The following is a 16929-nucleotide window of genomic DNA, read 5'->3' as shown; positions in this document are numbered from 1 at the left end:
TTATTAGAATTCTAATCCAGCTTCTCTTGCTGCGTCAGCTAATGCTTTTACTTTTCCGGAATATATGAAACCGCCTCTGTCAAAGACAACTGTTGTAATACCTTTTTCTAATGCTTTCTTTGCAATTGCAGTACCAACCTGTGCTGCTGCATCAACGTTATTAGTCTTCTCGCAAGCTGCTTTTACATCTTTATCCATTGTAGATGCTGCTACGAGGGTATTGCCAACTGTATCGTCAATAATCTGAGCGTACATATGATTATTACTTCTAAACACAGCTAAACGTGGTCTCTCTGCTGTTCCAACCAGGCGATTACGCAGTCTTCTATGTTTATTTTCACGAGCTGCTGTTCTTGATTCTTTATTAACCATCTCTCGTCACTCCTTTAATTATTTCTTACCAGTTTTACCAACTTTACGTCTAATAACTTCATCAGCATATTTGATACCTTTTCCTTTATAAGGTTCAGGTCTTCTCTTATCTCTGATTTCAGCTGCGTACTGGCCAACTTTTTCTTTATCGATACCTTTGATGATAATCTTGTTACCATCTACTGTAGACTCTAATCCTTCTGGATCTTCCATCTCTACCGGATGAGAATATCCAAGGTTTAATGTAAGTTTCTTTCCTGCTTTAGATGCTCTGTAACCTACACCATTTACTTCAAGTTCTTTGGTAAATCCATCTGTTACACCAACAACCATGTTGTGAATCAGTGTTCTTGTTAATCCGTGTAAGGATTTCATTTTCTTCAAATCATTTGGTCTTGTAACGGTTACTTCAGAACCTTCTACTTTGATTTCCATCTCGGATGGTAATACTCTGCTTAATGTTCCTTTTGGACCCTTTACAGTCACCTGATTATTTTCTGCTAATTCCACAGTAACACCTGCTGGAATTGCGATTGGCATTCTTCCAATTCGTGACATGCCCGTACCTCCTGTATAATTTGTGGTTTATTGTTACCTGCGCTATGCCTTAAGAATATACTCTTAAGGTAGTTCTGCTCGCTAACTTCGCGCTGCACCCCAAAGGGCTTGCGCTCAGTAATCTCACAGAACGGCTTTCACACTAGCCTCAATCTTCACCTGCGGCTCGATTTCATCAAGTGTTCAATGCCTACCAAACAAATGCTAATACTTCGCCACCAACCTGAAGCTTTCTAGCCTCTTTGTCAGTGATGATTCCCTGGTTTGTGGAAAGAATTGCGACTCCAAGTCCACCAAGTACCTTAGGAAGATTATCTTTACCAGCGTATACACGAAGTCCTGGTTTAGAAATTCTCTTCAGTCCGGTAATAATCTTTTCATTCTTATCTGCACCATATTTTAAGGTTACACGAATGGTCTTAAAGATTCCATCTTCAATGATGTCATATTTTGCAATGTATCCTTCTCTTACTAAAATGTCTGCGATTGCCACTTTGATTTTAGAAGCCGGGATATCAACTGTATCATGTTTTGCAGTGTTTGCATTACGGATTCTTGTAAGCATATCTGCAATTGGATCACTTGTCATTGTCATGATGTGTCTGCCTCCTATTATTCTTCTCTTTCTTTATTGTAGATGTTCTCTGTCAAGTTCGACCTACGCCACAAGGGCTTCGGTCTCACTCAATCTAAGAGAATGGCTTTACAGCCTACCAGCTTGCTTTCTTTACGCCCGGAATCTGACCTTTGTAAGCCAGTTCACGGAAGCAAACTCTACAGATTCCATATTTTCTTAAATATGCATGTGGACGACCACAGATTCTGCAACGATTGTATTCTCTAGAAGAGAATTTCTGTTTACGCTGCTGTTTTACTTTCATAGAAGTCTTTGCCATTTAAATTCCCTCCTGTCTTATTTAGCGAATGGCATATTGAATAATGTCAATAATTCGCGTGCTTCTTCGTCTGTCTTTGCAGTTGTTACGAAAATAATATCCATTCCTCTTACTTTATCAACCTTATCGAATTCAATTTCAGGGAAAATGATCTGCTCTTTGATACCAAGAGCGTAGTTACCTCTACCGTCGAAAGCGTTCGGATTAACTCCTCTAAAGTCACGTACTCGTGGTAAAGCTAAGTTTACCAGACGGTCTACGAACTCATACATCTTCTCGCCTCTTAAAGTAACTTTACATCCGATCGGCATTCCTTCTCTTAACTTGAAGTTAGCGATGGAATTCTTTGCCTTTGTAGTAACTGGTTTCTGACCGGAAATTGTTTCCATATCTTTCATAGCTGACTCTAAGATTTTAGCGTTTTCTTTTGCTTCACCAACACCCATGTTGATAACAATCTTAGAAAGCTTTGGTACTTCCATAATGTTTTTATAGCCGAACTTTTTGGTCATTGCATCAATGATCTCGTTCTGGTACTGATCTTTAAGTCTACTCAACTTGCTGCTCCTCCTCTCTTACGATTAATCGATTACATCACCTGTAGATTTTGCATAACGTACTTTCTTATCTCCATCCATTTTGAAACCTACACGGGTAGCTTTTCCTTTGTGAAGATACATTACGTTAGAAGCATCAATAGGTCCTTCCTGATGGATGATTCCACCCTGCTGGTTAGCCATGCTTGGTTTTGCATGTTTTGTTACCATATTGATACCTTCAACAAGTAAAGTATTGTTTTTCTTATTTACAGCAATTACTTTGCCTTCTTTGTCTTTGTCTTTTCCAGCGATTACCTTTACAGTATCACCTTTTTTAATTTTCAAGCTTGCCATTTTCGGGTACCTCCTACAATACTTCCGGAGCCAGAGAAACAATTTTCATAAACTGTTTTTCACGAAGCTCTCTTGCTACTGGTCCAAAAATACGAGTTCCTCTTGGGGTTTTATCATCTTTGATAATAACTGCAGCGTTTTCATCGAATTTGATATAAGAGCCATCTTTACGACGAGCACCTTTTACTGTACGAACAACGACTGCCTTTACAACGTCACCTTTTTTAACAACGCCGCCTGGTGTTGCATCTTTAACAGTAGCTGTAATTACATCACCAATATTTGCATATCTTCTGGTTGAACCGCCCATAACACGGATGCACAGCAATTCTTTTGCTCCAGTGTTATCAGCAACCTTAAGTCTGGTTTCCTGTTGTACCATGCCGGTAGCCTCCTTCTATTATTTTGCTCTTTCCATAATCTCTACAAGTCTCCATCTCTTATCTTTAGAGAGTGGTCTTGTTTCCATTACTCTGACGGTATCACCGATTTTACACTCGTTGTTCTCATCATGAGCTTTTAATTTGTATGTCTTCTTTACGATCTTGTTATATAATGCATGTCTTACGTTATCTTTAACAGCAACAACAATGGTCTTATCCATTTTATCACTTACAACAACGCCTACACGTGTTTTTCTAAGATTTCTTTCTTCCACGACGAATCTCCTTTCATTTATGATTGCCTGTTTGCCTGCTTAAGCAGGTATGATTCTTTTGAAATTATTCAGCAACTTTTTCTTTCTGAGTAATAACGGTCTGGATTCTGGCAATATTCTTTCTAACTTCTTTGATTCTGCTCGTGTTATCCAGCTGATTTGTTGCGTTCTGGAATCTCAAATTGAAAAGTTCTTTTTTAGCTTCAACCAACTGCATTTTTAAATCAGCAGCGGACTGTGTGTTTAATTCTTCTAAATATTTACTAGTTTTCATTTGATTCACCGCCTTCTAAGTCTGCACGAGAAACCACTTTGCATTTACAAGGTAATTTGTGTGTAGCAAGACGTAATGCCTCTTTTGCAACCTCATCAGATACATCAGAGATTTCAAATAATACACGTCCTGGTTTTACTACAGCTACCCAGTACTCTAAAGTTCCTTTTCCGGAACCCATACGGGTTTCTGCTGGTTTTGCAGTTACTGGTTTGTCTGGGAAAATTTTAATCCAGACACGGCCACCACGCTTGATATATCTTGTCATAGCAATACGGGCTGCCTCAATCTGATTGGAACGAATCCAGCATGGTTCAAGTGCTACGATACCGTAGGAACCATTTGTAATTTTATTTCCTCTCATCGCTTTTCCGGCCATAGAACCACGGAACTGTTTACGATGTTTTACTCTCTTAGGCATTAACATTACTGAACTCCTCCTTCCTTATTTCCTTTTGTAGGAAGTACTTCTCCTTTATAAATCCAAACTTTAACACCAACTTTACCGTATGTGGTGTCTGCTTCAGCAAATCCATAATCGATATCTGCTCTTAATGTCTGAAGTGGAATAGTTCCTTCTGAATAGAACTCGGTACGAGCCATATCAGCTCCGCCAAGACGTCCGGATACGGATGCCTTAATACCCTTTGCTCCAGCTTTCATACATCTTCCCATGCAGGATTTCATTGCTCTACGGAAAGAAACACGATTCTCTAACTGAAGTGCAATGTTCTCAGCTACTAACTGAGCATCTCTGTCTGGTCTCTTTACTTCTTTGATATCTACAACAAGTTTCTTGTCTGTAAATTTCTGTAATTCAGCTTTTACTTTCTCGATTTCAGCTCCGCCTTTACCGATTACAACGCCTGGCTTAGCTGTGTAAAGGATAACCTTTACTCTGTCGGATGCTCTTTCGATTTCAATCTTAGAAACACCTGCAGCATATAATTTCTTTTTCAGAAATCTTCTGATGTTATAGTCTTCTACTAAGAAATCAGCAAAATCAGATTCTGCGTACCATTTGGAATCCCAGTCTTTGATAACGCCGACTCTTAAGCCATGAGGATTAACCTTCTGTCCCATGTTTGCCCTCCTATCTTTCATTCAGCACAATTGTTAAGTGGCTTGTTCTCTTCTCGATTCTGTAAGCTCTACCCTGTGCTCTTGGTCTGATTCTCTTCATTGTTGGTCCTTTGTTTGCGTAGCACTCCTCAACATAAAGGTTTTCTGTGCTCATTCCGTTATTGTTCTCTGCATTTGCAATAGCAGATTTTAATAACTTCTCTATTACGCTTGATGCGTATCTTGGATTGTAAGTTACAATCGCAAGTGCCGTCTCAACATCTTTACCGCGGATAGCATCTAATACGAAACAAGCTTTCTGAACTGACATTCTTGCATAAGACAACTTTGCGGAAGGTCTAGTATCTTTTACTGCATTTCTTTCTCTCTTAATCTGACTTCTATGTCCTTTTGCCATGAGTGAAACCTCCTTTCAAAATTCTATTTATCTAACGCCTGATTTCTTCTCGTCTTTTCCATGGCCTCTGTAAGTTCTTGTTGCTACGAACTCACCGAGTTTGTGTCCAACCATATCCTCTGTGACATATACAGGAACATGTTTTCTTCCGTCATGAACAGCAATTGTATGTCCAACGAAGGATGGGAAAATTGTGGAACGACGTGACCATGTCTTGATAACTGATTTATCATTTGCTGCGTTCATAGCATCTACTTTTTTCAGTAAGCTTTCGTCTGCAAATGGTCCTTTTTTAAGTGATCTTGCCATTTTATTTCCTCCTATCTACTATTTAATAGCTCTGCCGTCTCTTCTTCTTACGATTAACTTGTTAGAAGCTTTTTTCTTCTTACGTGTCTTAAGTCCAAGAGCAGGTTTGCCCCAAGGTGTACATGGACCTGGACGTCCAACTGGTGCCTTACCTTCTCCACCACCGTGTGGATGGTCATTCGGGTTCATAACAGAACCGCGGACTGTCGGGCGGATACCCATGTGACGTTTACGTCCTGCTTTACCGATATTTACAAGGTTGTGGTCACCGTTACCGATTACACCAATGGATGCACGGCAGTTCAGAGGAACCATTCTCATTTCTCCTGAAGGAAGACGAAGTGTTGCGTATTTTCCTTCTTTAGCCATCAGCTGTGCGCTGTTACCTGCAGAACGTACTAACTGTCCGCCCTTGCCAGCGTATAACTCAATGTTGTGTACCTGGGTACCTACCGGGATGTTCTCCAGTGGTAAGCAGTTTCCAACTCTTACTTCCGCTTCTGCTCCGTTCATAACAGTCATTCCGTCTGTTAATCCTTCTGGAGCAAGGATATATGCTTTCTCGCCATCTGCATAACTGATTAAAGCGATGTTAGCTGTTCTGTTTGGATCGTACTCGATTCCGATTACAGTTGCCGGGATACCATCTTTTCTTCTCTTGAAGTCGATGATTCTGTATTTTCTTCTGTTTCCACCACCCTGGTGTCTTACTGTAATTTTACCCTGATTGTTACGACCGGAGTTCTTCTTTAAAGAAGTTGTAAGGGATTTCTCAGGAGTCTTCTTTGTGATTTCAGAGAAATCAGATCCAGTCATATTTCTTCTGGAAGGTGTATATGGGTTGTATGTCTTAATTCCCATTGTTTTTCTCCTTTCAATAAATAAGTTTATTATCGCACTTTTCTGTGCCTAGCTGAGTTTCCCGGATTTTACAGTCCGGAGAAAATCTCGATATCTGCACTATCTTCTGTTAACTGAACGATAGCTTTCTTTGTTTTCGCAGTTTTTCCAACTACAGCACCACGTCTTTTGTTCTTGCCTTCCTGGTTCATTGTGTTAACCTTGGCAACCTTAGCGCCTTCGAACATTTTCTCAACTGCTTCTTTGATCATGGTTTTGTTAGCTTCCGGATGTACTAAGAAAGTATATTTCTTTTCTCCCATAGCTGCCATACTCTTCTCAGTTACTACTGGTTTGAGGATTACATCATAATACTGTACGTTTGCCATTATGCATACACCTCCTCGATTTTTTCAACAGCAGCCTTTGTTGCTACTACTGTGTCATATTTCAATACATCAAATACATTCATTTCGCTGGTCTGTGTTGTCTTAACAGTTGCAATGTTTGCAGCGGATTTGATTACGTTTGTATCCATATCGCCTAAAATAACTAATGCTTTGTCTGCTTTCAGATTGTTCATAACCTCTGCGAATTTCTTTGTTTTGATTTCGTCTAATTTCAGCTCATCAACAACGATGAATTTATTTTCCTGAACTTTAGATGTTAAAACAGATTTTAAAGCTGCTCTCTTTTCTTTCTTGTTTAATTTGAAAGAATAGTCTCTTGGTACTGGAGCGAATACTGTGCCACCGCCAGTCCACTGTGGAGATCTTGTTGAACCCTGTCTTGCATGACCAGTTCCTTTCTGTCTCCAAGGTTTTCTTCCGCCACCGGATACTTCAGAACGTGTCTTAGCTTTCTGAGTTCCCTGACGATTGTTAGCTAACTGCTGAACTACTGCCATGTGTACCAGATGTTCGTTAATTTCTACACCGAATACAGCATCGTTTAAGTCCATATTGCCAACTTCTTTGCCTTCCATATTATAAACAGATACTTTAGCCATCTGTGTGTTCCTCCTTTCTTAAATGCACTATTTTGCTGCTTTTACTGATTCTTTGATTGTTACTAAAGCTTTCTTAGGTCCTGGAACAGCACCTTTGATTAAAAGCAGGTTGTTCTCTGCGTCTACTCTTACAACTTCAAGGTTCTGAGTTGTAATCTTAACGCTTCCCATATGTCCCGGCATTCCTTTGCCCTTGAATACACGGCTAGGTGTAGAACAGGAACCATTGGAACCCTGATGACGATGGAATTTAGAACCGTGAGCCATAGGTCCTCTATGCTGACCAAGTCTCTTAATAGCGCCCTGGAATCCTTTACCTTTAGAAATTGCAGTTGCGTCTACATGATCGCCTTCTGCAAAGATATCTGCTTTGATTTCATCTGCAAGATTATAATCAGCTGCATTTTCAAGCTTGAACTCTCTTACAAATCTCTTTCCAGACACACCAGCTTTTTTGAAATGTCCCATTTCAGCTTTGTTTACGCCATGTCTGTTTCTGATTTCTTTCTTACCGTTGGCATCTTTGTTTACAACTTTTTCTTTCTTGTCAACAAAACCAACCTGTACTGCACTGTATCCGTCGTTTTCAACAGTTTTAATCTGTGTTACTACACAAGGACCAGCCTGTAATACAGTTACCGGCACTAATACGCCGTCTGCATTGAAGATTTGAGTCATTCCGACTTTTGTTGCTAAAATTGCTTTCTTCATTATCTTTCCTCCTGTTTTTTCTACAGCGGAACGGTTTCCCGTTCATCCTAGAAAGCCTTGCGGCCCCTCAGGATTTACTACTTGTTTTGACTTTATTTCATTTTGATATCGATGTAGACACCAGCCGGCATTTCTAATCTTGATAATGCATCAACTGTTTTCTGTGTCGGAGCAATGATATCAATCAGTCTCTTATGAGTTCTCTGCTCGAACTGTTCTCTGGAATCTTTGTACTTGTGTACTGCTCTAAGAATAGTAACTACCTCTTTCTTAGTTGGCAGCGGCACCGGTCCGCTCACCTGTGATCCGTTTTTCTTTACAGTCTCGATGATTTTTTTTGCTGATGAATCTACTAATTTGTGATCATAAGCTTTCAATGTGATTCTCATTACTTGACTTGCCATAAAAAAAGTCGCCTCCTTTTCGCACTTTAATTCAGTACGACAAGCGGTGACTGTACACTTCTCCGTGTGTGTCATAAGCTTTACACACGTTGTTTCTACCTCTGTAGACCATATTCGTGATACAGTGACTTGTCGCCAGTTTCCTAACTTGACATTCGCTCCACGGAAAACCTGCCACAGCGGGCAGCAACCTCACGCTTCTACGCTATCAATGTCACAGCAAGGATTAGTATACACGACAGGTTTCGCTTTTGCAATACTTTTTTCAGAAAAATTGTATTTTTTTGTATACAATCCATTTTCTATCTTTTTTGCGGTATTTTCACTTCTGCCTTGTTTTTTCATTATAAAAAGCTGTTTACTTGCCGGCACCCTTTTGCCCCTTGCAAATAAACAGCTTTTCTTTTCTATTATAATTCTATGTTCTTGTCAGCAACGTCTGCAAATTCTTTCTGCATTTCTTCGTTTGGAGCTTTGGTACAAAGACTCACAATTACGATACAGATTAAACTTAAGAAGAATCCTACCAGAAGGGAATAGATTCCGGTTCCGGTTCCAAGTGTTACCATGGCACCGTCTGCGTTTTTCATCAAAGGAATATAATCCCAGATGATAACTGCCACACCACCGGATACAATTCCTGCAATTGCTCCCGGTTTGTTCGTACGCTTCCAGAATAGTGACAATACTACCAGTGGTCCAAATGCAGCGCCAAAGCCTGCCCATGCATTGGATACCAGTCCCATAATGGAGTTGTTCGGATTCAGTGCAATGATATAAGCAATAATCGCAACTACCACTACGGTAATACGACTGACCATAAGAACCTTTTTATCACTTGCTTCTTTATTTACTACACCTTTGTATATATCTTCTGATACGGAAGATGCAGTTACTAAAAGCTGTGAATCTGCAGTAGACATAATTGCTGCAAGGATTCCGCACAGGAAGATTCCTGCAACAAACGGCAATGCATACTGCTTCGTAAACAAATGTGTAATCATATTAATGAATACATTTTCCGCAGAATCTGCCCCGGCGCTTCCAAGCACTTCCGGATACAGGTACGCTCTTCCAACCACACCGATGATGCAGGCAAAGGTTAAGGATAATGCTACCCAGACAATTGCAATACCTTTGGATTTATTTAATTCTTTCTGGCTCTTTACCGCCATAAATCTGGTCAGGATATGAGGCATTCCGCAATATCCCAATCCCCATGCGAGCTGCGAAATAATATCGATGGCACGATATGGCTCTCCACCATTCTGCCAGAGGCTCATATAGGAATCGCTTCCTCCTGCTACTCCGCTGGCATCTAAAAGTTCTCTTAATCCGCCATTGCCACTTACCACCGCATATGCCATCAGAGGCACCGCAAGAAGTGCAACCAGCATCAGCATTCCCTGAATAAAGTCTGTTACACATACTGCCATAAAACCTCCCATGAAGGTATACAGTAAAATAACAACTGCACCGATGGTTAAAGCTACGGTATAATCAACACCGGTTACTGCATGGAACAATTTTCCGCCTGCTGCAAATGCAGATGCAGTATATACCAGAAAGAATACGACTATTACTATAGAAGAAATACACAACAACACATTCTTCTTATCATGGAAACGATTCTGGAAATACTCCGGTAAAGTCAGGGAGTTATTGGCACGGATGGTATATCTGCGCAGTCTTCCGGAAATAAATATCCAGTTGCAGACCGTTCCAATAAACAGTCCAATAGCAATCCATGCCTGACCGGTTCCAAATGCATATACCGCACCCGGAAGTCCCATCAGAAGCCATCCGCTCATATCAGATGCCTGTGCGCTTAATGCTGCCACCCAGCCGCTTAAGCCTCTTCCTCCAAGAAAATAATCTTCTGAATTCTTTGTACTTTTCATATATTTCGCACCTATGGCAATCATCACACCCATATATACCACAAATGCCGCAAGAATCCACAGCACGTTACTGTTAAACATAAAATGTCCTCCTCTTAAATTACTTAATATTTAGAATAGCAATTGTTTGTTTTGTTGTAAAGTCTTATTTTATTTTGCCGATATTATTTATATAGTAGATTCTCATAAACGGCATATGTGAAAATGGATTTTCACAGAACTTTTCAAGGAGGAAAAGATATGAATCTCAAACTCGAAAACTCACTTGTGGTTCTTTCCCAACGCAAGAAGGAACAGGGGCTCCCGCAGCGTCCCACCAAAAAAGAACGGAACCAGGAGCTGACCCAGGAGGAACGCCTGTTACAGCATTATCAGGAACAGATTTCCCAGATGCATGAAAGTAATTTCCAGCAGGAGCTTCAGGCAAAATTAGATTCCGGTCAGGAATTAACTCCGGAGGAAGAACAGTATTTAGAAAAAGTCAATCCGGATGCCCTAAAAGAACATGAAAAGTTGAAGGAAGAAGTGGCAGCTTACCGTAAACAGCTTCAAAACTGCCGTACCAAAAAGGACGTTGAGAAGCTAAAACTCTATAAAATGGGACAGTTTATGTCTGAGGTTAAGACGGTTTCCAATGACCCACACATTCCAAAAGCCAAGAAAAAGGCTATGTTAGAGCAGATTTTAAAGCGTACCTATGCCATTGAAAAAGAACACAATGATTATACCAAGACGCCGGAATATCAGACAAAACCGGACAAAGAGCCTTACGAAGATGTAAGTCCAGCCGATAAGGATAAAAGTTCTGCCGATTCAACCGATGCAACGACATCCGATTCTACCGATAATGCAGAAATCTCTTCCGGTTCAGATTCTGCCGAAGAGTCTGTGGGTGCAGCGGATGATGGCTCAGATAAGCACACTGCCGATTTGGTCAAAGCAGAGCATGACGATAAGTCTGGTGAAGAACCTGTCACTGCTCAGTCTGTACGACGCGAAATTAATATCCATCTTTCCGGGCTCCGCAAAAAAGCAGCTCATATTGATGCCAGCGTGTAAGGCAGATGGGGATTTCTTCTTATTTTATTGTTTACAGATATCAGGAAAACAGATAGAATAATATGATATAGGTGATTCGATGATATTTTTAAGGTTTTTGAGAGAAAGATGATTTCATTCTGTCAACGACCTGAATACAATACATCTGCATTACCTTATATAATATAATATAATGAATACAAAAGGGGGAGACATTTTATGCAATGTCAATCATGCGGAACACAATATCCGGATAACTTTCGAACCTGCCCGAACTGCGGTGCACCGGCTCCAATGCCAAACCAGCGTCCATACAACGGACAGCCAAATCCTTATAATGGACAGCCCCAATTTAATAACGCTCAGCAGAACCCTTATAATGGACAGCCTCAGTTTAACAATGCTCAGCAGAACCCTTATAATGGACAGCCTCAGTTTAACAATGCTCAGCAATATCCTTATGGCAATCCATACGCTGCACCGAATCAGGTTCCACAGGGAATGAGTAAACACGATTTCTATCATTCTCCACTCTGCAAGAAATACAGAGGAAATATTATTGCTTCTTCTGTTATCATTTATATATGTGTAGGAATTAATCTGCTTCTTATTGCTTTTTTACATACTTATACCTCACTGATTGATGTTGCAATTATGCTCGGACTCGGACTTGCTATTCATCTTGCGCAGAGCCGTGTATGCTCTATTTTACTTTGTGTCTATGGCGTCATTAATACCATTTACGTATTCCTTTCGTCAGGAACGTTTGGCGGATGGCTGATTCTTGTGGCAGCAATTTATGCTATTGTGGCAACTTTCCAGTATCAGAGTGTTTGGAATAAATATAGCAAGAGCGGTCAGATTCCTTATTAAAATATATCAATATAAGTGATTAAATTTAATCATACACAAACGCACTTTTTTGTGTTAGTATTACCAAAGACATTTGAAAAAGGCTATGAAAAGGAATAGTAACTGTCAGGAATTCTCTCAGAAAGCCGCCGGTTGATGCAAGACGGCAGAAGGAATACAGTGAACTCGCCTTGAAGCTGCCGGCTGAACCCTATAGTAGGTCGCGACGGACTCCCACCGTTACCCGGGAATGGCATGATAGTGCCAATGAGTGCATGTAACAACATGAAATAGAGTGGTACCGCGAAAGTTTTCTTTCGTCTCTATGATTCATCTTCGAATGATAGAGACGGAAGATTTTTTTTACGCGAGTAACACTGCAACATAATCAGAATATTTTTTTGGAGGTTCAATATGAAAGGATATGAAAAATATCAGCGTGCATATTTTATGCCGCCTGAATGTACTTATGACTGGGTAAAGAAGGATTATATCGACAAGCCGCCTATCTGGTGCTCCGTTGATTTACGTGATGGCAACCAGGCTCTGATTGAGCCGATGAGCTTAGAGGAAAAGCTGCAGTTCTTTGAAATGCTGGTTAAAATCGGTTTCAAAGAAATTGAAGTTGGTTTCCCTGCTGCTTCCGAGACAGAATACAACTTTATGCGCGCCTTAATCGACCGCAATATGATTCCGGACGATGTTACCGTCCAGGTTCTGACCCAGGCAAGAGAGCATATCATCAAGAAAACCTTTGAAGCGGTAAAAGGTGCTCCGCACGCAGTCATTCATCTTTACAATTCTACCTCTGTTGCACAGCGTGAGCAGGTATTTAAAAAGAGTAAAGAGGAAGTAAAACAGATCGCCATTGACGGGGCAAAGCTTTTGAATAAACTGGCTTCTGAGACTGAAGGTAACTTCTCCTTCGAATACAGCCCGGAAAGCTTTCCGGGAACTGAAGTGGACTATGCCGTGGAAGTCTGCAACGCAGTACTTGATGTATGGCAGCCAAAGGCTTCTAATAAAGCAATCATTAATATTCCAACCACTGTCGAAAATGCAATGCCGCATGTATTTGCCACTCAGGTAGAATACATTCACAAACATTTGAAATATCGTGATGCCGTAACACTTTCCCTGCATCCACACAATGACCGTGGCTGCGGTGTCTGTGACGCAGAGCTTGGTATTCTTGCCGGAGCCGACCGTATCGAAGGAACTCTTTTCGGTAATGGTGAGCGTACCGGTAATGTAGATATCATCACACTTGCCATGAATATGTTCTCACACGGCGTTGATCCGAAACTTAACTTCTCTAACCTGCCTGCAATCCGTGAGAAATATGAAAGTTTTACCAGAATGCACGTTTACGAACGTCAGCCATATGCCGGTGATCTGGTATTTACCGCTTTCTCCGGTTCCCATCAGGATGCCATTGCCAAAGGTATGGCATGGCGTGAAGAGAAAAAACTCAACGAGTGGTCTGTCCCTTATCTTCCGGTTGACCCAATGGATGTGGGCAGAACTTACGATTCTGACGTTATCCGTATCAACAGCCAGTCCGGTAAAGGTGGCGTAAACTACATTTTGAAACAGAACTTTGGCATTTCTCTGCCAGAGAAAATGCGTGAGGAAGTCGGTTATCTGGTAAAACATGTTTCCGATGAAGAGCACAAAGAGCTGTCTCCACAGTGGGTATATGAAATCTTTGAAGATAAGTATGTAAAACGCCAGCCTTACTTCCAGATTGAAGAATGCCACTTCAAACAGGTGGATGGTATTATGGCAGAAGCTACTATTGTTCATGGTGGACAGAACCACCTGGTAAGTGCCAACGGAAATGGCCGTCTGGATGCTGTCAGCAACATTATCAAACAGTACTTCGGCATCAGCTATGAGCTGTCCGTATACGAAGAGCACGCTTTGAGCCATGGTTCTTCTTCCAAAGCTATGTCCTATGTAGGAATCACCTGCTATGGTCAGATGTACTGGGGTGTTGGCATCGACGACGATATCATCAGATCCTCTATCAGCGCACTGGTTGTTGCAGTAAACCAGGTTCCTTCCATAAAATCCAGTGTTGAGATTCAGGATAAGCGCTTAATGGAAATGAAGAATTACATTCAGACAAACTACCAGACCGTTACCTTAGAGGATATGGCAAAACAGTTCCATCTCTCTGAGCCGTACATTTCCAAATATATTAAGGAAAAATCCGGTCAAACATTCGTTGAACTGGTTCAGGGTGTCCGCATGAAAAAAGCAAGAACTCTTTTAAAGAACGGAAATATGACTGTTGAAAACATTGCATACTCCGTGGGTTATCAGAATGTAGAACATTTCAACCGCCTCTTTAAAAAGAAATACGAGATGACACCGGTACAGTACCGCAATTCCTGTAGTAAATAAATCTTGATTTAAGAATTCAATCAAAGGAATACTACTTGCAAGTTTCCCGCAAAAAAAGGTATACCGGCAGCAGCCGATATACCTTTCTTATTTATAATAACTTATACCATACAATACCAGAAATTGCAGCGGATATGCCGCATAAAACAGCCATTTAAGGCTTTTGCCACGCTTTCCGTTGCACGCCAGCATAATTGGCAATGCGCCTATCATCATCCATTGATAGAACTCCGTAAGCAGGGATAAATCCGATGTTCCAAGGGGAATGCCCGTGCTCCAGCTTCCCACATATATGATATCCGCTAATTTATGATAGCCCCAGAAAGAAAATCGATTCATTATCCGATACAGGATATCTCCTTCGCACATCAACAGATATGTTCCGCAAAATAGAATATAATACAGTGTAAGCTTCCACCTGTCCTCTACTGCACAATACAAACAGACTCCCAATGCAATAAAGAATACGCCTCCTTCCACATCCCAGATTCCGCCCAGAAGAGGAAAAATATAATCTGTCTGCAAAACAGTTTGCAATAGCGTATTACTGCGCCATACGTAATCAAACGCCTCTGCCAGAACTGCAAGTCCCATTACCATAGCCTGCCAGAAGATATATATTCCAATGTATGTAAAAAACTTTTTCTTCTCTTTCCGACTTTCCCATATACAGATAAGCACGCCAGCACAAAACAGGGTTGTAAATATATTATGATTCGTCGGTTCATATGCCACATAATCCAGTTTTCTCTGTAGCATACGCATAATCTGATTAAAAAACACCATTCCGACATTTGCCAGATATAGGCGCAGCAGATATTTCTTTCGATTTCTTGTATGATGGAACCCCACCGCCAGTGCATAGAAAAACAGCGGTGCCGCTAATCTTCCCAGCCACCGAAACCATATAGGCGAGTCCGGAAAGAACTCGCCTATATGGTCCATCAGCATCAGGATTAATGCTATGATTTTGATTGTGAATATGTTCATTTTTCATCCTCTGATATACCGATTTTACCGTCGATATAAATATTGCTCATGCCTCTCGTGCTTTTCTCTCGTATTTTTTGCTCATTCTTATATCTCGAAATAACTTTCTCCCTTTACTGCTAATAGGCAACTGTACTGCTATATGTTGTTATTGTTTCACCATTCACAGTATAAACTGCACGTACACGATAATTTCCTCTTGTGCCAGCGACATAATTCTTAGTCAAATCCAAGCTATAGCCTGTTGTAGAATCAAACCAGCTTGTTACATCCGACCAGCTCTTACCTGACTGTCTCTGCAATGTCATAGTAGTTGATATAGATGCTTTTACTTTGGCATTAACCAATGCACGTGCTGCAAATGTAGAACCATTCAGCTTTAGCCCTGTACTATAGGCTGCAATATTGGCATATCTTGCTTCTACTATTCTGTCCACACAACTATCAACACCTGCGCCATACACTACGGTGCTACCACCAGTCATACACATGCAAAGACATAATGTACAAACAATACTCAGGATTTTCTTTTTTAATATTTTTCTTTTCATTACAAAACCTCCTTTCCACCTGTTCTACTTATGTAACAACCGAAAAAGAGGTTTTATGACAATTTTTTCCAATTTTTTAATATTATTTTATTTCACTTACTATTTTATTGTTTCTGCCATCCTGATTAATTCTTCTTTTGTTAAATCTCCTGCAATCATGTAAAGATACTTTCCATCTTCCCAAACGAAATTTCCTCTTTCTTCATCCAATGTATCATCCGGAATAAAATATCCTTTAAGATTCTCAATCATAACTTCCTGCTGTTCACTTCCATTAGAACTGATTCCTAGATTATCTACTATATCGTTGCGCATCTGCCAATACATCATGCCTTGTTCCTTATCGTTTGTATAACATTGTTCATATGTTCCCCATTCTTCTTCATGAACCTCTTTCACCAAGGTATACCCTTCCGGCACCCACTGCGGTTTCTTGCAGACAAATTCGAAGTCTTCCTCCGAATCCGGTTCAGCACCAATCTCCATTGTGTTCTTCTCGTTGTCCTCTATTGCCACCATTTCCAGATTCTCCGGTTCGCCCAGATTCAGTTGCACATGGTCGGTATACCCGGTCAGAATATATTTTCCGAGCGGACTCTGGAAAAAGCCTCTGCCCATTACGGTTGTTCCGAGAATCAATATAAGTACTGCCACAACCATAATGACACGCCGTCTGCCATGCACCGGATAAAGTGCCGGTATCATATGTTTTGAGTTATAGGACAAAATGTGTTGATGAAAACCGCTTTCAAGCCTTGAAAATAAAGGGCTGAAGGCGGTTTAA

Annotated in this window: 26 protein-coding genes and 1 other annotated feature; of the genes, 3 read left to right on the top strand and 23 right to left on the bottom strand. The window is 40.7% G+C overall.

Features of this window, described 5'->3' with window-relative positions:
* Positions 1–3: 3 nt before the first annotated feature.
* The 20 genes from rplR to putP form a co-directional block, all read right to left on the bottom strand.
* Positions 4–372: a 50S ribosomal protein L18 gene (rplR, locus tag OCV43_RS00130; RefSeq protein ID WP_022242775.1), complete on the bottom strand. Its 369-nt coding sequence runs from the start codon at positions 370–372 to the stop codon at positions 4–6.
* An 18-nt stretch (positions 373–390) separates the two neighbouring features.
* A complete protein-coding gene (gene rplF, locus OCV43_RS00125; protein WP_022242776.1) occupies positions 391–930 on the bottom strand; it encodes a 50S ribosomal protein L6 in 540 nt (179 codons plus the stop codon).
* Between the two features lie 190 nt (positions 931–1120).
* Positions 1121–1525, bottom strand: a complete 405-nt coding sequence (gene rpsH, locus OCV43_RS00120) for a 30S ribosomal protein S8 (protein ID WP_022242777.1) — start codon at positions 1523–1525, stop codon at positions 1121–1123.
* A 115-nt stretch (positions 1526–1640) separates the two neighbouring features.
* Positions 1641–1826 (bottom strand): type Z 30S ribosomal protein S14, encoded by a 186-nt coding sequence (locus OCV43_RS00115; RefSeq protein ID WP_022242778.1) that lies wholly within the window; start codon positions 1824–1826, stop codon positions 1641–1643.
* A gap of 17 nt (positions 1827–1843) precedes the next feature.
* Complete coding sequence (gene rplE / locus OCV43_RS00110; protein WP_022242779.1) at positions 1844–2383, bottom strand: 50S ribosomal protein L5; 540 nt, start codon at positions 2381–2383, stop codon at positions 1844–1846.
* A gap of 24 nt (positions 2384–2407) precedes the next feature.
* Entirely contained in the window at positions 2408–2719 is a 312-nt protein-coding gene (gene rplX, locus OCV43_RS00105; protein ID WP_022242780.1) for a 50S ribosomal protein L24, read from the bottom strand.
* A gap of 13 nt (positions 2720–2732) precedes the next feature.
* Entirely contained in the window at positions 2733–3101 is a 369-nt protein-coding gene (gene rplN / locus OCV43_RS00100; protein ID WP_022242781.1) for a 50S ribosomal protein L14, read from the bottom strand.
* An 18-nt stretch (positions 3102–3119) separates the two neighbouring features.
* The gene (rpsQ, locus tag OCV43_RS00095) at positions 3120–3377 is read right to left on the bottom strand and encodes a 30S ribosomal protein S17 (RefSeq protein ID WP_022242782.1); all 258 of its coding nucleotides are present in this window, start codon (positions 3375–3377) and stop codon (positions 3120–3122) included.
* Positions 3378–3441: 64 nt separating this feature from the next.
* Entirely contained in the window at positions 3442–3651 is a 210-nt protein-coding gene (rpmC, locus tag OCV43_RS00090) for a 50S ribosomal protein L29 (protein ID WP_022242783.1), read from the bottom strand.
* Positions 3641–4078: a 50S ribosomal protein L16 gene (gene rplP, locus OCV43_RS00085; RefSeq protein ID WP_022242784.1), complete on the bottom strand. Its 438-nt coding sequence runs from the start codon at positions 4076–4078 to the stop codon at positions 3641–3643. The genes rpmC and rplP overlap by 11 nt, the downstream gene beginning before the upstream one ends.
* Positions 4078–4734, bottom strand: a complete 657-nt coding sequence (rpsC, locus tag OCV43_RS00080) for a 30S ribosomal protein S3 (RefSeq protein WP_022242785.1) — start codon at positions 4732–4734, stop codon at positions 4078–4080. Before rpsC ends, rplP begins: the two co-directional genes overlap by 1 nt.
* 10 nt (positions 4735–4744) lie before the next feature.
* Positions 4745–5131, bottom strand: coding sequence for a 50S ribosomal protein L22 (rplV, locus tag OCV43_RS00075; RefSeq protein WP_022242786.1), 387 nt, complete (start codon positions 5129–5131; stop codon positions 4745–4747).
* A 27-nt stretch (positions 5132–5158) separates the two neighbouring features.
* Complete coding sequence (gene rpsS / locus OCV43_RS00070) at positions 5159–5440, bottom strand: 30S ribosomal protein S19 (RefSeq protein WP_022242787.1); 282 nt, start codon at positions 5438–5440, stop codon at positions 5159–5161.
* A gap of 18 nt (positions 5441–5458) precedes the next feature.
* A complete protein-coding gene (gene rplB, locus OCV43_RS00065) occupies positions 5459–6301 on the bottom strand; it encodes a 50S ribosomal protein L2 (RefSeq protein ID WP_022242788.1) in 843 nt (280 codons plus the stop codon).
* Positions 6302–6369: 68 nt separating this feature from the next.
* Entirely contained in the window at positions 6370–6669 is a 300-nt protein-coding gene (gene rplW, locus OCV43_RS00060) for a 50S ribosomal protein L23 (protein ID WP_022242789.1), read from the bottom strand.
* Positions 6669–7289: a 50S ribosomal protein L4 gene (gene rplD / locus OCV43_RS00055; RefSeq protein WP_022242790.1), complete on the bottom strand. Its 621-nt coding sequence runs from the start codon at positions 7287–7289 to the stop codon at positions 6669–6671. Before rplD ends, rplW begins: the two co-directional genes overlap by 1 nt.
* A gap of 27 nt (positions 7290–7316) precedes the next feature.
* Complete coding sequence (gene rplC / locus OCV43_RS00050; RefSeq protein WP_022242791.1) at positions 7317–8000, bottom strand: 50S ribosomal protein L3; 684 nt, start codon at positions 7998–8000, stop codon at positions 7317–7319.
* Between the two features lie 92 nt (positions 8001–8092).
* On the bottom strand, positions 8093–8404 hold the full coding sequence (gene rpsJ, locus OCV43_RS00045; protein ID WP_022242792.1) for a 30S ribosomal protein S10: 312 nt from the start codon (positions 8402–8404) through the stop codon (positions 8093–8095).
* A gap of 192 nt (positions 8405–8596) precedes the next feature.
* On the bottom strand, positions 8597–8776 hold the full coding sequence (locus OCV43_RS00040) for a hypothetical protein (protein ID WP_262623101.1): 180 nt from the start codon (positions 8774–8776) through the stop codon (positions 8597–8599).
* 38 nt (positions 8777–8814) lie between these two features.
* A complete protein-coding gene (putP, locus tag OCV43_RS00035) occupies positions 8815–10386 on the bottom strand; it encodes a sodium/proline symporter PutP (protein ID WP_227700831.1) in 1572 nt (523 codons plus the stop codon).
* A 159-nt stretch (positions 10387–10545) separates the two neighbouring features.
* Between putP and OCV43_RS00030 the strand changes: the two genes are divergently transcribed.
* From OCV43_RS00030 to OCV43_RS00020, 3 genes are all read left to right on the top strand, one after another.
* Positions 10546–11364, top strand: coding sequence for a hypothetical protein (locus OCV43_RS00030; RefSeq protein WP_022242794.1), 819 nt, complete (start codon positions 10546–10548; stop codon positions 11362–11364).
* 198 nt (positions 11365–11562) lie between these two features.
* The gene (locus tag OCV43_RS00025; protein WP_227700832.1) at positions 11563–12216 is read left to right on the top strand and encodes a zinc ribbon domain-containing protein; all 654 of its coding nucleotides are present in this window, start codon (positions 11563–11565) and stop codon (positions 12214–12216) included.
* 76 nt (positions 12217–12292) lie between these two features.
* Positions 12293–12523 (top strand) — a binding site (T-box leader).
* Positions 12524–12609: 86 nt separating this feature from the next.
* Positions 12610–14604, top strand: coding sequence for a 2-isopropylmalate synthase (locus tag OCV43_RS00020; protein ID WP_227700833.1), 1995 nt, complete (start codon positions 12610–12612; stop codon positions 14602–14604).
* A gap of 87 nt (positions 14605–14691) precedes the next feature.
* On the opposite strand, the gene OCV43_RS00015 is transcribed toward OCV43_RS00020, so the two are convergent.
* From OCV43_RS00015 to OCV43_RS00005, 3 genes are all read right to left on the bottom strand, one after another.
* On the bottom strand, positions 14692–15594 hold the full coding sequence (locus OCV43_RS00015; RefSeq protein WP_262623100.1) for a conjugal transfer protein TraX: 903 nt from the start codon (positions 15592–15594) through the stop codon (positions 14692–14694).
* Between the two features lie 119 nt (positions 15595–15713).
* Positions 15714–16031 carry a hypothetical protein gene (locus OCV43_RS00010; RefSeq protein ID WP_262623099.1) on the bottom strand — a complete coding sequence of 106 codons (318 nt, stop codon included), beginning with the start codon at positions 16029–16031 and terminating at the stop codon, positions 15714–15716.
* Positions 16032–16244: 213 nt separating this feature from the next.
* Positions 16245–16871, bottom strand: a complete 627-nt coding sequence (locus OCV43_RS00005) for a DUF4367 domain-containing protein (RefSeq protein WP_262623098.1) — start codon at positions 16869–16871, stop codon at positions 16245–16247.
* Positions 16872–16929: the final 58 nt, after the last annotated feature.

Origin of the sequence: Roseburia amylophila (genome assembly GCF_025567465.1) — a bacterium.
Classification (GTDB): Bacteria; Bacillota; Clostridia; order Lachnospirales; family Lachnospiraceae; genus Roseburia_C; species Roseburia_C amylophila.
This window is presented reverse-complemented; position numbering and strand designations above follow the sequence as displayed.

Excerpts from the sequence above, each read along its gene's own strand:
- rplR (WP_022242775.1), bottom strand. The coding sequence starts at position 372 with ATGGTTAATAAAGAATCAAGAACAGCAGCTCGTGAAAATAAACATAGA.
- rplF (WP_022242776.1), bottom strand. The coding sequence starts at position 930 with ATGTCACGAATTGGAAGAATGCCAATCGCAATTCCAGCAGGTGTTACT.
- rpsH (WP_022242777.1), bottom strand. The coding sequence starts at position 1,525 with ATGACAATGACAAGTGATCCAATTGCAGATATGCTTACAAGAATCCGT.
- OCV43_RS00115 (WP_022242778.1), bottom strand. The coding sequence starts at position 1,826 with ATGGCAAAGACTTCTATGAAAGTAAAACAGCAGCGTAAACAGAAATTC.
- rplX (WP_022242780.1), bottom strand. The coding sequence starts at position 2,719 with ATGGCAAGCTTGAAAATTAAAAAAGGTGATACTGTAAAGGTAATCGCT.
- rplN (WP_022242781.1), bottom strand. The coding sequence starts at position 3,101 with ATGGTACAACAGGAAACCAGACTTAAGGTTGCTGATAACACTGGAGCA.
- rpmC (WP_022242783.1), bottom strand. The coding sequence starts at position 3,651 with ATGAAAACTAGTAAATATTTAGAAGAATTAAACACACAGTCCGCTGCT.
- rplP (WP_022242784.1), bottom strand. The coding sequence starts at position 4,078 with ATGTTAATGCCTAAGAGAGTAAAACATCGTAAACAGTTCCGTGGTTCT.
- rpsC (WP_022242785.1), bottom strand. The coding sequence starts at position 4,734 with ATGGGACAGAAGGTTAATCCTCATGGCTTAAGAGTCGGCGTTATCAAA.
- rplV (WP_022242786.1), bottom strand. The coding sequence starts at position 5,131 with ATGGCAAAAGGACATAGAAGTCAGATTAAGAGAGAAAGAAATGCAGTA.
- rpsS (WP_022242787.1), bottom strand. The coding sequence starts at position 5,440 with ATGGCAAGATCACTTAAAAAAGGACCATTTGCAGACGAAAGCTTACTG.
- rplB (WP_022242788.1), bottom strand. The coding sequence starts at position 6,301 with ATGGGAATTAAGACATACAACCCATATACACCTTCCAGAAGAAATATG.
- rplW (WP_022242789.1), bottom strand. The coding sequence starts at position 6,669 with ATGGCAAACGTACAGTATTATGATGTAATCCTCAAACCAGTAGTAACT.
- rplD (WP_022242790.1), bottom strand. The coding sequence starts at position 7,289 with ATGGCTAAAGTATCTGTTTATAATATGGAAGGCAAAGAAGTTGGCAAT.
- rplC (WP_022242791.1), bottom strand. The coding sequence starts at position 8,000 with ATGAAGAAAGCAATTTTAGCAACAAAAGTCGGAATGACTCAAATCTTC.
- rpsJ (WP_022242792.1), bottom strand. The coding sequence starts at position 8,404 with ATGGCAAGTCAAGTAATGAGAATCACATTGAAAGCTTATGATCACAAA.
- putP (WP_227700831.1), bottom strand. The coding sequence starts at position 10,386 with ATGTTTAACAGTAACGTGCTGTGGATTCTTGCGGCATTTGTGGTATAT.
- OCV43_RS00030 (WP_022242794.1), top strand. The coding sequence starts at position 10,546 with ATGAATCTCAAACTCGAAAACTCACTTGTGGTTCTTTCCCAACGCAAG.
- OCV43_RS00025 (WP_227700832.1), top strand. The coding sequence starts at position 11,563 with ATGCAATGTCAATCATGCGGAACACAATATCCGGATAACTTTCGAACC.
- OCV43_RS00020 (WP_227700833.1), top strand. The coding sequence starts at position 12,610 with ATGAAAGGATATGAAAAATATCAGCGTGCATATTTTATGCCGCCTGAA.
- OCV43_RS00015 (WP_262623100.1), bottom strand. The coding sequence starts at position 15,594 with ATGAACATATTCACAATCAAAATCATAGCATTAATCCTGATGCTGATG.